The following is a 13,910-nucleotide window of genomic DNA, read 5'->3' on the forward strand; positions in this document are numbered from 1 at the left end:
CCGAGGCGACAACCGGTGCTGAGGGCGATGCTGAGACCGGTGTTGCGGCCGACAGCCCGCAGCACCGTTACACCGCCGAACTCGCCGGGCGCATCGAGGCTGACTGGCAGCAGAAGTGGGACGTCCTCGGTACTTTCCACGTGCCCAACCCGGTGGGTTCACTGGCGCCGACGGACGGGTCGACCGTGCCCACCGACAAGATGTTCGTGCAGGATATGTTCCCGTACCCGTCCGGCGACGGCCTGCACGTCGGGCACCCGCTGGGCTACATCGCCACCGACGTCTACGCCCGGTACTTCCGGATGACCGGCCGCAACGTGCTGCACGCATTGGGGTTCGACGCCTTCGGTCTGCCGGCCGAGCAGTATGCGGTGCAGACCGGAACTCACCCGCGCACCCGGACCGAGGCCAATATCGTCAACTTCCGGCGGCAGTTGGGCCGGCTGGGTCTGGGGCACGACGCCCGGCGCAGCTTCGCCACCACCGACGTCGACTTCTACAAGTGGACGCAGTGGATTTTCCTGCAGATCTACAACGCCTGGTTCGACCCGGCGGCCAACAAAGCGCGCCCGATTTCTGAGCTGATCACCGAATTCGATTCCGGTGCAAGGACTCTCGACAGTCGCGAGTGGTCGGCCTTGTCGGCCGGCGAGCGCGCTGAGGTGATCGACGGCCACCGCTTGGTGTACCGCGCCGACTCGATGGTCAACTGGTGCCCGGGGCTGGGCACCGTGCTGGCCAATGAAGAGGTCACCTCTGACGGTCGCAGCGAGCGCGGCAACTTCCCGGTGTTCCGGAAGCGCTTACGGCAGTGGATGATGCGCATCACCGAGTACTCGGATCGGTTGCTCGACGACCTCGAGGTACTGGATTGGCCCGACAAGGTCAAGACCATGCAGCGCAACTGGATTGGCCGCTCGACGGGCGCCTCGGTTTTGTTCGGCGCCGGCTCTTCAGACATCGAGGTGTTCACCACCCGACCGGACACCCTGTTCGGCTCGACCTATCTGGTCCTGGCGCCCGAGCATGACCTGGTCGACTCCCTGGTGGCGGCACAATGGCCTGCCGATGTGGACGTGCGCTGGACCTACGACACCGCGACCCCGGCCGAGGCGGTGGCTGCCTACCGCGCCGCGATCGCCGCCAAGTCAGACTTGGAGCGCCAGGAGAACAAGACCAAGACCGGTGTGTTCACCGGTGCCTATGCCACCAATCCGGTTAACGGCCAGCAGGTCCCGATCTTCATCGCCGACTACGTGTTGGCGGGCTACGGTACCGGCGCCATCATGGCGGTGCCTGGCCACGATCAGCGCGACTGGGAGTTCGCCACAGCATTCGGGTTACCCATCGTGGAAGTGATTGCGGGCGGCGATGTTTCGGAAGCCGCCTTCACCGGTGACGGGGAACTGGTCAACTCGGACTACCTCGACGGCCTGGACGTCGCGGCTGCAAAGGAGGCGGTGACCGAGAAGCTGGTCGCCGCCGGACGCGGCCAGGGCAGGGTCGAATTCAAGTTGCGCGACTGGCTTTTCGCCCGGCAGCGCTACTGGGGCGAGCCGTTTCCGATCGTCTACGACGCCGAAGGGCGGGCCCATCCATTGCCGGATTCGGCTCTGCCGGTGGAACTTCCGGATGTGCCGGATTACTCGCCGGTGCTGTTCGACCCGGACGACGCGGCCAGCGAGCCGTCGCCGCCGCTGAACAAGGCCACCGAGTGGGTGCACGTCGATCTGGATCTGGGTGACGGGCTGAAGTCCTACACGCGGGATACCAACGTCATGCCGCAGTGGGCCGGCAGCTCGTGGTATGAGCTGCGGTACGCCGACCCGCACAACTCGGAAACGTTCTGCGCCAAGGAGAATGAGGCGTACTGGATGGGTCCGCGGCCTGAGATCCACGGTGCGAATGATCCGGGTGGTGTTGACCTGTACGTCGGCGGCGTCGAGCATGCGGTGCTGCACCTGCTGTACTCGCGGTTCTGGCACAAGGTGCTGTTCGACCTCGACCACGTGTCCTCGCGCGAGCCGTACCGCCGTCTTGTCAACCAGGGCTACATTCAGGCGTTCGCGTACACCGATTCGCGCGGCGCCTATGTCCCGGCGGCGGAAGTCGTTGAGCGAGAAGGCAAGTTCTACTGGACCGGGCCCGACGGCGAGATTGAGGTCAACCAGGAGTTCGGCAAGATCGGCAAGAGCCTGAAGAACTCGGTGTCACCGGACGAGATCTGCGACGAGTACGGTGCCGACACCTTGCGGGTCTACGAGATGTCGATGGGCCCCCTCGAAGCGTCCCGGCCGTGGGCCACGAAAGACGTCGTGGGCGCACATCGCTTCCTGCAGCGGGTGTGGCGTGCAGTCGTCGACGAAACCACCGGAGCAGCAAGGGTTTCCGATGACACGCCGTCCGACGAGACGTTGAAGCAACTGCACAAGACCATCGCCGGGGTGAACGAGGACTACGCGGCACTGCGCAACAACACTGCCGCGGCCAAGCTGATCGAGTACACCAACCACCTGACCAAGGCCGGCGTCTCAGCGCGCGCTGCCGTTGAGCCACTGGTCCTGATGGTCGCGCCGCTGGCGCCGCACCTGGCCGAGGAGTTGTGGAGCCGGCTCGGGAACGCCGAACCGCTGGCCCACGGGCCGTTCCCGGTGGCCGACCAGAAGTATCTGGTTGAGGCCACCGTCGAATACCCGGTTCAGGTCAACGGCAAGGTCCGCGGCAAGATCACCGTCGCTGCGGATGCCGACAAGGCCGCGCTGGAGGCTGCCGCGCTGGCCGACGAGAAGGTCCAGGCCTTCCTGGCCGGCGCCGCGCCCAAGAAGGTCATCGTGGTGCCCGGCCGACTGGTCAATATCGTCGCCTAGCCACACAGCAAATTACGTAATCTCAGGCGAAACGTAGCGCGCCGCCGTGCAGCGAATGAACATGCGCAAAAGGTTCACGGCAGCGTCAATAGCTAACTGCCCTGCTCGAGGCATACTTCAACGGTTCTGTTACACCAGGCAAATTGTTTGCAAATTTGCGCGCGGATCGGCTGTGGGGGGGTTTACCGTCATATCGGGATTAGCGCCTAGCTACCCATAGTTCACGAGAACCGGGGAGTGCAATGGCTGGAGGAATCGCAAAGAGTGACGCTGTGCACCGCATCCTGCGGGCGGCGGGCATTGCCGGAGTTACGGCTGGTCTGGTCGCGACATCCGCATTCGGCATGGGCACCGCCAATGCAACCTGTGTGTCGATCAGCGGCCTCACCCTCGGTAGTGGCTGCACCAGCACATTCGGCAGCATTGCGCTCGTCATAGGGACGGGCACAGCGGATGCCGCGGGTCTGACTGCGGCGATCGCAACTGGGACAGACACGACGGCGGACTCCACTGGTTTCTTGTCGCTGGCGTATGCGGGTGGCACGAGCACGACGGCCACGACTTTCGGTGGTCTTGGCATTGCCATCGGCGTCGGCACAGGTGTCAGCGCGCAAGCGGGAACCAACAATCTTGACACCGCCAACATCGCCATTAACCTAGGCGCTGCAAGCGACGGCACTACCAACCAAGTTGTGGCCGGGGGCATGGGCGGGGCCGGCTTCTTCAACTTTGCACTCAACTTTCTGGGCAACTCCAATGCGTCGGGGCCGGACCCAGCTACTAGCTCCAACATGCTGGTCCAGGCGATCGGCAGCGCCAACGCGGCGATCAATACCATCGGCGACCGCAACGAAGTGTCAGCAGTGGGCCTCGTGAACGCCGCCATCAATCTAGGGGCGTTGTTTCGGTCCCCGAACGGAAGCGACAACGTTGTCACCGCCGGCGACACGACGAGCTCCAACCTCCTGACCTTGGCGTTCAACAGCGCTGGCGCGCAGGACATTGTGCAGGCGATCGTCGGGCCATTGGCCATCGCCGCGGCCTTCCTGGGCGCGATTGGTCAGACCGTCATCCAGACCGGGCCCGGTATCACAGTGAGTACCGGCCTGAGCAACGCCAGCGCTGCCGCGCCCACCAACACCACCAGCGCCAGCGCGACCCTGAGCACCGCCAGCCCCCGTGTGACCACCAGCACCGTCAGCCCGCTCGCGGCGACCACCAAGTCCACAACCACGTCGACCACCAAGGCCGAACTCGGGCTCGCCCCCGCATCGAATGCCAAGCCGCCCGTAACCGCAAAAGCCAGCGCCGTGGCGAAGCAATCCACCCAGGCAGTCGGCAACGTGACCGGTGATTCGAAGAGCAGCAACAAGAAGACTTCCACCGCAGCAAAATCGGTGACATCAAGCAAGAAGAAGAATTAGCGATTTGTGCACGATCTAGGGCGCTCACCGCCCTAAATCGTGCACAAATTCAAGGGGTCAGCGGGGGCGGATGATGACCTCGTGCTGGTGGGCGTCCGCCGGCGTGGCCACCACCTGCGCGATCACCTGAGCCACGGTCGACGGCTTCAAGAAGCGCGAAGGCTCATAGGTGCCGCCCTCGTAGGCCACCAGGTTCCACTGCATGTCGGTGTCGATCCGCCCGGGATACACCGTGGTGACCCGCAGCGAGGGTTCGTCGGCTCGCAAGGAGTCGGCGAACGCCCGCAGGGCGAACTTGCTAGCCGAATACGCGGCCAATCCCGGCGACGGCGTGCGCCCCGCCCCGGAGTTGACGAACACCACCTGCCCGCGCGCGGCCCGCAGTGCCGGCAGCAGTGGCAGCGTAAGTGCCACGGCGCCAACGACATTGACCTCCATGGTGGCTCGCCACTCCTCCACCGAGGATTCGGAGACCCGGCCCGGGTAGGCCACGCCGGCGTTGTGCACCAGCACATCCAATTCGACGATCGGTTCGACGCACACCTCGATGGACTCGGCGTCGGTCAGCTCCATCGGCCAGGTCGTCGCGCCCAGCCGCTCGGCCACGGCGTCGAGTTCGGCCGACGGCCGGCCGGCCAGGAACAGAGTGTGGGTCGGTGCCAGAGCTTCGGCTATGGCCACTCCGAGGCCACGGGATGCGCCGGTGATCATCGCGGTCGGCATGTGTGGCAGCGTACCGATCTGCGAATCCGGGCAACCCGTCGCACAATGGACGGCGATGCCACCCGATCCAAGCTTTGCGCCCACCCAGCTCGCGGCCCGGGCCGCGTACCTGCTGCGCGGTAATGACCTAGGGGTCATGACCTCCGCGGCGCCGTTGCTGTATCCGCACATGTGGAGCTGGGACGCGGCGTTCGTCTCGATCGGCCTGGCCTCGCTCAGCGTTGAACGAGCCGTCGTCGAACTCGACACCCTGCTCTCGGCGCAGTGGGCCAACGGGATGATTCCGCACATCGTTTTCGCCAACGGTGCGGACGGATACTTTCCCGGACCAGCGCGCTGGGAGACGTCGCGACTGGCGGTCCAGGCGCCACGGAACCGGGAGACCTCGGGTATTACCCAGCCACCGGTGCATGCCATCGCAGTGCAGCGGATTCTGGACCATGCGCGGAGCCGGGGCCGGTCAACGCGGGTGGTCGCCGAGACGTTCCTGGACCGCCGGTGGAACGATCTGGTGCGCTGGCACCGCTGGCTGGCTGAAGCTCGCGACCCGGACGAGCACGGCCTGGTGACGCTGTACCACGGCTGGGAGTCCGGCATGGACAACTCGCCGCGATGGGATAGCCCCTACGCCAACGTGATTCCCGGCGTGGTGCCCCAGTATCAGCGCGAGGACAACACCATCGTCACGGACGCCAGTCAGCGTCCGTCCGACGTCGAGTATGACCGGTACCTCTGGCTGCTGGAGGAGATGAAGTCGGTCCGCTACGACGACACTCTGCTGCCCAAGGTGATGAGCTTCGCGGTGCAGGACGTTTTCGTCTCGGCCATCCTGTCGGTGGCGTGTACGGTGCTGGCCGAGATCGGCGAGGATTACAAGCGACCGAATTCCGATGTGCGCGAACTGTATTCGTGGGCCGAGAGGTTCAGCAAGGGCGTTGTCGGCACTGCCGACGAACGTACCGGCGCGGCAAGGGATTTCGATTTGCGTGCCGAACGCTGGATTGCCAGTGAGACCGTCGCGCAGTTTTCCCCGCTGCTGTGCGGCGGCCTGCCGCACGACCGGGAGCGAGCGTTGCTGCGCCTGCTCGAAGGCCCGCGCTTCTGCGGGCATCCGGATTTGCGCTACCCACTCATCCCGTCGACCTCGCCGGTGTCTCGGGACTTCCGGCCGCGAGAGTACTGGCGTGGCCCGGTATGGCCGGTGATGACGTGGCTGTTTTCCTGGTGCTTTGCCCGGCGCGGTTGGGCCGAGCGGGCGTCGAAGCTGCGTCGGGAAGGTCTGCGGCAGGCCAGCGATGGCACCTTCGCCGAGTACTACGAGCCGTTCACCGGTGAGCCGTTGGGCAGCATGCAGCAGTCCTGGACGGCTGCGTCGGTGCTCGACTGGCTGGGCTAACCAAGCTCTAGTTGTCGCTAACCAAGCTCTAGTTATCGGAGCGAGTAACCAGCTTCTCCAGCGGAGCCAGCGCTTTGGCGACGCTATCGACCTCGTCGGGGGTCAGCCGGGCCAGCATGGACGCCAGGACTTGGCGGCGGGCCTCCAGAGCCTCGCGATGCTGCACCAGGCCGCGCGGCGTCACATCGACCAGGACGGCACGCAGGTCGGAGGGATCGCGGGACCGTTTGACCAGGCCCAGCTTCTCGAGCCGCCTGATCGCCACCGTGGTGGTCGGGGTGCGTACCCGCTCGTGTGCAGCCAGCTCGGTCATCCGGATGGGGCCCTGGTCCAGCAGGGTCAGCAGGATGGAAAGCTGGGCCAGGGTGAGATCAGCTCCGGACTCGTCACCCTTGGGTTCGGTACGGCGGCGCATGACGTTGAACAGCTTGGCCAGGACCTGCTGCAGCTCGCCTGCGAGGTCCGCGCACTGCGGTTCCGTCGATGACATAGTTCGACAGTCTAACCTGTCGTACTGGCCGCGGACCGTTTTAGATGACCTGTGCCAGAAATTGGCGTAACCGTTCGGTTTCGGCGGCCGTGAAAATTTGCTCTGGCGGGCCGGCCTCGATCACCCGGCCGCCGTCCATGAACACGACTTGGTCTGCCGCGCGCCGGGCGAAGTCCATCTCGTGGGTGACCACCACCATGGTCATACCGTCGGCGCCCAGTTCGCCGATCAGCGCCAGAATCCCTTTGACCAATTCCGGATCCAGTGCCGAGGTGGCCTCGTCGAAGAACATCACCTGCGGTGACATGGCCAGGGCGCGAGCGATCGCAACCCGCTGCTGCTGGCCGCCGGACAGGGTCGACGGGCGGACATCCGCCTTGTGTCGCAGCCCGACCCGGTTCAGCAGTCCCAACCCGAGTTCGCGGGCCGCGTCGGTGTTCAGATGTCGCAGTTTGCGCGGGGCCAGCGTCACGTTCTCCAGCACGGTGCGGTGTGGGAAAAGGTTGAAGTGCTGGAACACCATGCCGATTCGCTGGCGTAGCTGATCGGGGTTGTCGGCCAGCACCGAACGCCCATCGAGCAGAACGTCACCACGGTCGGGTTCGTACAGCCGGTTGAGCGTGCGCAGCAGGGTGGATTTGCCCGAGCCGGACGGTCCGATAACGGCCGTCGTGGTGCCTGCCGGCACATCCAGGTCGACGCCGCGCAAGACCGTGTTGGGTCCGAACGACAGGTGAATATCTCTGGCGGCCAACGAAACTGGTTGCGGATCAGTCATGCGGCCACCTCCTCGGGCTGGGCCGGCCTGCCCTGGCTGAGCCTACGGTCGATGTAGTTGACCAGATGCGTCAGCGGAACCGTCAGGGCCAGATAGAACAGCCCGGCCGCCACCAGGGGAGACAGGCTTCCGGTCTGCGCATTGAGGTCCCGGCCCACCTGGAACAACTCGCGTTGACTGGCGATCAGCCCCAGGAAGTACACCAGCGACGACGCTTTGAGCAGCGAGATGAACTGGTTGACCAGTGCCGGAAGCACGCGCCGAACACCTTGCGGCACAACGACCAACCGCATCGACGCCGGATAGCCGAAGCCAAGCGCCCGCGACGCCTCCAGCTGACCGGCGTCCACGCTCTGAATGCCCGAACGCAGAATCTCGCCGATATAGGCGCCGGCCATCAACCCGAGCGCGGCGATACCCAACGGGTACGGGTTGTTTCCGGTGAGCCCGCCCACCACCGGTCCGATGCCCAGGCCGATCACCAGGATGATCACCACCTCGGGAAGACCGCGGAAGATGTCCGTGTATACCCGGGCCGGCCAGCGCAGCCAGCGCGAACGGGAGATGCCCGCTACCGCCAGCGCCAAGCCGATCACCAGTCCGATCACGCTGGCGCTGACGGTCAGGATCAACGTGTTGGGCAGGCCTGTCTTGAAGAGGTCCGGGATGGCCTGTTTGTACAGCTTCCAGTCCAGGAACGCGGTCTTCAGTTGGGCCAGTGTCGATTTCGGAGCCACCCTACTTGAGGTGGCTGCGCCGTGCCGGGCCGCGATAGCGGCGAAGTCCGGAAGCTGCGGCGCCGGGGCGGCCTTGGAGCCTGGCTTCCAGCCCGGCGGTAGGGCGCGCGGTACCCAGTCGGAGTAGAGCCGGGCCCAGGTGCCGTCGGCAATCACCGCGTCCAGTCCTGAGTTGAGCGCGTCGATCAGTGGCCGGTTCTCCTTGGCCACCGCGTAGGCCACGAAATTGTCCAAGCTGAAGGTGTTTTCGACGATTCGCGCCGGGTCGGACGGTTGGACGGCGCCGGACGCCTGCTGAGACGGGGCCACCCACGCGTCGATCTGGCGGGTCTTGATATTGGCGTACGCCGTGTTGTAGTCCGGGAACTTCACCGGCTGCAGGTGCAGGGTGTCGATGACGTAGGCCTCCTGCACGGTGCCCTGCACCACGCCGATGCGCTGCCCCGGCTTGAGCGCACTGAACCCGTTGATCGGCGAGCCGGTGGGTACGACGAGCGAGAAGTACCCGAAGTCATAGCCATTGGTGAAGTCGACGGTGTTGCGACGGGCGTCGGTGGTGGTGATCGACGACGACCCCACGTCGAACCGGCGCGAGGCCACCTGGGCCAGTAGCCCCGAGAAGTCGGTCCCGACGAACTTGATCCGCAGGCCAAGCTTGTCGGCGACTGCCCGCAACAATTCGTTGTCGAACCCGGTGAACTGGCCTGCGGAGTTGATGCAGATGCTCGGGGGTGCATCCGACAGGGTGCCGACCGTCAGCACGCCAGGAGTGCCCAGCCCAAGAGCGTCGAGGTGGATCGACGAAAGTGGTTGTACGCCAGGGGTGGTGTACTTGTCGGCGCCATCGCCCTGGGCCGCAGTGGCCAGGTTGGTGGGCAGCTGGCTGGCGCTGTCGACGCCAGGCGGCGAGCACTGATCAGCGGCCGCGGGTGCGGCCAGGCACAGCGCACCGACCAGTAGCGAAACCAGCACCGCTACCGCCGCGCGCAGGAATGACGTCACGAACTGGCACTAGCGGTGATCGCGCCAACGGCACAGCGCTTCGGCATCTGCCAAGGCGTAGTCCGGTCCGTTGACACCCACCGTCAGCAGCGAAACACCCAGGGAGGTAAGGGCTTTGGCGTTCGCGATCAATCCGTCGCCGCTGTGGTCCACGCCGGCTGACCGGACGATGGCGGACGGGTCGCGACCGACGTCGGCGCAGTGCCGGTCCAGGACCGCAGCCTTCTCCGGGTAGGTCTGCGGGGTGGTGAAGCCGTGCCACATCTGGGCGTACTGTGCGACCAGCTTGAGGGTTTTGCGTTCGCCCTGACCACCGATCAGTATCGGGATGTCCCGCACCGGCTGTGGATTCAGCTTGCCCAGCCGCGATACGATGCGCGGCATGGCGGCTGCCAGGTCGTCGAGTCTGCTTCCGGCCGTGCCGAATTCGTAGCCGTACTCGACGTAGTCCTTCTCTTTCCAACCCGACCCGATACCCAGGATCAGCCGGCCGTCGGAGATGTTGTCGACGGTGCGGGCCATGTCGGCCAGCAGCTCCGGGTTGCGGTACGAGTTACAGGTGACCAATGCACCGATCTCGATCCGCGAGGTCTGCTCGGCCCAGGCGCCCAACATGGTCCAGCATTCGTAGTGCGCGCCGTCAGGGTCACCGTACAGCGGGAAGAAGTGGTCCCAGTTGAACACGACGTCGACGCCCAGGTCCTCGCAGCGGCGCACCGCGTCGCGCATCAGGCCGTAATTGGGGGAGTGCTGGGGCTGCAACTGAACCCCGATGCGAATGGGAAGGCTCATATGTCCCACGTTATCCGGCTAACACGCCCCGCAGGATCTCAATCAGGGCAGCCGGTTGGTCGCCCTGTACCGAATGCCCGGAGTTTTCGACCATGTGGGTGCGCCGGAATCCAGGTGCCCCTGCGGCAAAGGCGGCGGCGTCATCGTCATTGACGAAGTACGACTTTGCGCCCCGCACCAGGGTCGTCGGCATGGTGATAGACGGGACGTCGTCCCAGAGTCCGCTGAAGCTCGAGTAGCCGTCGCCACTTCTAAACGAGTCGTAGCGCCAGGTCCAGGTGCCGTCGTCAAGCTGCTTGGAGTTGTGAAACACTCCGCGGCGCAGAGAGTTTCGATCACGGTGCGGCGATGCGGCGACGGTGACGTCGAGCATGGCGGCAAAGCTCGGGAAGGTTCGGTCACCTTGAACCAATGCGACCGCGCCGAGCTGGGCCTTGGTCATCTGCTCGTGCCGTTCCGGGGCCGACGGGGTGACATCGACCAGCACCAGTTCGGGCACCAGGTTCGATTCTGTGGCGGCGACGCGCAGCGCGGTCAGCCCACCCAGAGACATCCCGACCACCAACCGGGCCTTGGGCGCATGCGCGCGCAGCACCGGCCGCAGGGTTTCGGCGTTGAGCCTGGGCCCGTAGTCGCCGTCCTCACGCCAGGCCGAGCGGCCGTGGCCGGGCAGGTCGATCGCCAGCGCCGGGACGCCGAGCCCCACGATGACGGTGTCCCAGGTGTGCGCGTTCTGGCCGCCGCCGTGCAGGAACACCACCTCGGGCGCGGCGGTGCCCCACTTGAGCAGGCTGATGGGCCCGTCTTCGATCCGGTTCACCTCCGGCAGCGGGCCGGTGGCGCCGATTTGGGCGGCGTTCTCGGGCAGCAGCGCGAATTCGTCGAGGGTCAGCAGGTCGTCGTCGGAGATCTCGGGGGCCACGCTTGCGGACATTACCCCGAAACAATTCTGCGCCCGGGGCCGGTGCTACTCGCACATACGGGCCCCAGGCGCAGAGTCAACGCTAGGAATCAGCCTTCGATGAAGGTCTCCAGCTGCGCACGCGCAACGTCGTCCGGCAGCTGCTTCGGCGGGCTCTTCATCAGATAGGCCGACGCCGGCAGGATCGGGCCACCCAGGCCGCGGTCCTTGGCAATCTTGGCCGCACGCACGGCGTCGATGATGATGCCGGCCGAGTTTGGTGAGTCCCACACCTCGAGCTTGTACTCCAGGTTCAGCGGCACGTCACCGAAGGCGCGACCTTCGAGGCGCACGTACGCCCACTTGCGGTCATCGAGCCAGGCCACGTAGTCCGACGGGCCGATGTGCACGTTCTTGTCGTAGACCTTGTCGGCCAGCGAGCCGGTCAGGTTGGAGGTCACGGCCTGGGTCTTGGAGACCTTCTTGGACTCCAGGCGCTCGCGCTCGAGCATGTTCTTGAAGTCCATGTTGCCGCCGACGTTCAGCTGGTACGTGCGATCCAGCGTGACACCGCGGTCTTCGAACAGCTTGGCCATGACGCGGTGGGTGATGGTGGCCCCGACCTGGCTCTTGATGTCGTCACCGATGATCGGCACGCCGGCGTCGGCGAACTTCTTGGCCCACACCGGATCCGAGGCGATGAACACCGGCAGCGCGTTCACGAACGCGACATTCGCGTCGATGGCGCACTGGGCGTAGAACTTGTCGGCCTCTTCGGAGCCGACGGGCAGGTAGGAGACCAGGACGTCAACTTTGGCGTCGCGCAACGCCTTGACCACGTCGACCGGCTCGGCGTCGGAGACCTCGATGGTCTCGGAGTAATACTTGCCGATGCCGTCGAGGGTCGGGCCGCGCTGCACGATGATGTCGGTGGGCGGCACATCGGCGATCTTGATGGTGTTGTTCTCCGAGGCGCCGATGGCCTCGGACAGATCGAAGCCGACCTTCTTGGCGTCCACGTCGAATGCGGCGACGAACTTCACGTCCCGGACGTGGTACGACCCGAACTTGACGTGCATCAGGCCGGGAACGGTGCTGTTCTCGTCGGCTTCGCGGTAATAATGCACGCCCTGGACCAGGGAGGACGCGCAGTTGCCCACGCCGACGATAGCGACCCGAACCTCGTTCGACTCAGACATGTGACGGTCTCCTTTTCCTACGGTTTCAATGCGTTCGCCGGAGCGTGTGCGTTCAGGTTTGATCGGCGCGACCCTGCGCCACACGTTCGGCTGCAATCAGCTCGTTGAGCCATTTCACTTCGCGCTCACTGGACTCCAGCCCGAGCTGATGGAGCTGGCGGGTATAGCGGTCGAGCGAGCTGCTGGCCCGTGCGATCGCCTCGCGCAGACCTTCGCGGCGCTCCTCTACCTGACGGCGCCGTCCTTCCAGGATTCGCATCCTGGCCTCGGCGGGCGTGCGGTTGAAGAACGCCAGGTGCACACCGAAGCCGTCGTCGGTGTAGTTCTGGGGTCCGGTGTCGGCGACCAGTTCGGTGAATCGTTGCTTGCCGGCATCGGTCAGTTGGTAGACGCGGCGGGCCCGGCGCACTTTGGTGGACCCGAGCGGCGCGGCGTCCTCGACGATCAGCCCGTCGGCCTGCATGCGGCGCAATGCCGGGTAGAGCGAGCCGTAAGAGAAGGCGCGGAAGGCACCCAACAAGCCCGTCAGGCGTTTGCGCAGCTCATAGCCGTGCATGGGGGATTCGAGGAGCAGCCCGAGAATTGCGAGCTCCAGCATGAACACACCCCCTTGGTCGGTACTGTCTCGCCGCTACGACGGTTCGACACCTCGCTCAACTGTATCGCGCCGATATATTGAGTGCCAAGCGGAAGCGCATTTTGGTGGGCCAATGCCGAGGTAGCGGCTGGTAGCTCAAGTGGGGTAGTTGATCCGCTTCTGATTGCCGGCGGGATCCAGTTCGATATAGCCGCTGTTGTTGAACTTGCCAGATACGTAGATCGAGATGGTCACCGTGTCCGGCGGCGCGGTGACGTCACCGCTGGCCTTGATGTCCACGTAGACGGTGTTGATCTCGTTGCGTTTGATACCGAGCGTCTCGGGGGCGCCATGCATGATCGCGGTGATTTTCTCGACGTCGAACTTGCCCAGGTCCACAACCCGTTCGTCACTGCCGACCGACGTGGTGTCGGGGTCATCCCAGCCACCGCGGTAGTCGTAGCGCAGCACCCGGCGCGGTTCGCCCGGGTCGGGGCGTTCCAGGATCGCGTAATCGCTGTAGATGCTCAGCTCGTAGCCGGTGGTGTCACCGAATTTCTGCTTCATCTGGGCCAGAAGTCCGGTCAGCCCGCCGAGGGACTGCAGCTGCCGTGGCGGGGTCAGCACCAGAGGCGCCACTCCGTCGGGCTTGGCGCCGGGATCCGGCGCGCTCACGGCCAGCGGAGAGCGGCCCGGGGTGGCGTAAATGCCCCAGCCGATGGCGACGCCGAGCACCAGCAGCACCGCTCCCATGGCGGCTAGAAAGCCCCAGCCCATGGAGCCGGACTTCCGGGTCTTCAGATTGGGTAGCTGGACCGGCGCGTTCGCGGTTTGCAGGTCGGTCACCAAAGCCTGCAGATCGCCGAGAGTCACGGCGGTGGTTGCTGATGCGACGCGCTGCCGGTGCTCCTCGGAGGACAGCTGGCCGTCACCGAGCGCAGTGTCCAGAATCTGGCAAGTGTCATTACGGTCACTGTCTTTTGCCCGTGTTCCTGCTGAGGCCACTCGGAGAGCGTAAAGGCCG

General features: G+C 65.2%; 12 protein-coding genes. 3 read left to right on the top strand and 9 right to left on the bottom strand.

The window, feature by feature from the left end:
- Positions 1-92: 92 nt before the first annotated feature.
- Complete coding sequence (leuS, locus tag M2432_RS10070) at positions 93-2,867, top strand: leucine--tRNA ligase (RefSeq protein WP_280826726.1); 2,775 nt, start codon at positions 93-95, stop codon at positions 2,865-2,867.
- A 272-nt stretch (positions 2,868-3,139) separates the two neighbouring features.
- The gene (locus M2432_RS10075) at positions 3,140-4,291 is read left to right on the top strand and encodes a hypothetical protein (RefSeq protein WP_280826650.1); all 1,152 of its coding nucleotides are present in this window, start codon (positions 3,140-3,142) and stop codon (positions 4,289-4,291) included.
- Between the two features lie 57 nt (positions 4,292-4,348).
- On the opposite strand, the gene M2432_RS10080 is transcribed toward M2432_RS10075, so the two are convergent.
- Positions 4,349-5,014, bottom strand: a complete 666-nt coding sequence (locus tag M2432_RS10080; RefSeq protein WP_280826651.1) for an SDR family oxidoreductase — start codon at positions 5,012-5,014, stop codon at positions 4,349-4,351.
- Between the two features lie 55 nt (positions 5,015-5,069).
- Here M2432_RS10080 and M2432_RS10085 point away from each other — a divergent pair, with 55 nt between their 5' ends.
- On the top strand, positions 5,070-6,410 hold the full coding sequence (locus M2432_RS10085; protein WP_280826652.1) for a glycogen debranching protein: 1,341 nt from the start codon (positions 5,070-5,072) through the stop codon (positions 6,408-6,410).
- 28 nt (positions 6,411-6,438) lie between these two features.
- Here M2432_RS10085 and M2432_RS10090 read toward each other — a convergent pair whose 3' ends face one another.
- The 8 genes from M2432_RS10090 to M2432_RS10125 form a co-directional block, all read right to left on the bottom strand.
- The gene (locus M2432_RS10090; RefSeq protein ID WP_280826653.1) at positions 6,439-6,900 is read right to left on the bottom strand and encodes a MarR family transcriptional regulator; all 462 of its coding nucleotides are present in this window, start codon (positions 6,898-6,900) and stop codon (positions 6,439-6,441) included.
- A 40-nt stretch (positions 6,901-6,940) separates the two neighbouring features.
- Positions 6,941-7,678 carry an amino acid ABC transporter ATP-binding protein gene (locus M2432_RS10095; RefSeq protein ID WP_280826654.1) on the bottom strand — a complete coding sequence of 246 codons (738 nt, stop codon included), beginning with the start codon at positions 7,676-7,678 and terminating at the stop codon, positions 6,941-6,943.
- Positions 7,675-9,417, bottom strand: coding sequence for an ABC transporter substrate-binding protein/permease (locus M2432_RS10100; RefSeq protein WP_280826655.1), 1,743 nt, complete (start codon positions 9,415-9,417; stop codon positions 7,675-7,677). Before M2432_RS10100 ends, M2432_RS10095 begins: the two co-directional genes overlap by 4 nt.
- A 9-nt stretch (positions 9,418-9,426) precedes the next feature.
- Entirely contained in the window at positions 9,427-10,209 is a 783-nt protein-coding gene (locus tag M2432_RS10105) for an LLM class F420-dependent oxidoreductase (RefSeq protein ID WP_280826656.1), read from the bottom strand.
- 10 nt (positions 10,210-10,219) lie between these two features.
- Positions 10,220-11,143, bottom strand: a complete 924-nt coding sequence (locus M2432_RS10110) for an alpha/beta hydrolase (RefSeq protein ID WP_280826657.1) — start codon at positions 11,141-11,143, stop codon at positions 10,220-10,222.
- A gap of 77 nt (positions 11,144-11,220) precedes the next feature.
- On the bottom strand, positions 11,221-12,309 hold the full coding sequence (locus M2432_RS10115; RefSeq protein ID WP_280826658.1) for an inositol-3-phosphate synthase: 1,089 nt from the start codon (positions 12,307-12,309) through the stop codon (positions 11,221-11,223).
- Positions 12,310-12,361: 52 nt separating this feature from the next.
- Entirely contained in the window at positions 12,362-12,907 is a 546-nt protein-coding gene (locus M2432_RS10120) for a PadR family transcriptional regulator (RefSeq protein WP_280826727.1), read from the bottom strand.
- A 135-nt stretch (positions 12,908-13,042) separates the two neighbouring features.
- Positions 13,043-13,891 carry a DUF1707 domain-containing protein gene (locus M2432_RS10125; protein WP_280826659.1) on the bottom strand — a complete coding sequence of 283 codons (849 nt, stop codon included), beginning with the start codon at positions 13,889-13,891 and terminating at the stop codon, positions 13,043-13,045.
- Between the last annotated feature and the right edge of the window lie 19 nt (positions 13,892-13,910).

It is taken from the genome of Mycobacterium sp. OTB74 (assembly GCF_029892685.1).
GTDB lineage: Bacteria > Actinomycetota > Actinomycetes > Mycobacteriales > Mycobacteriaceae > Mycobacterium.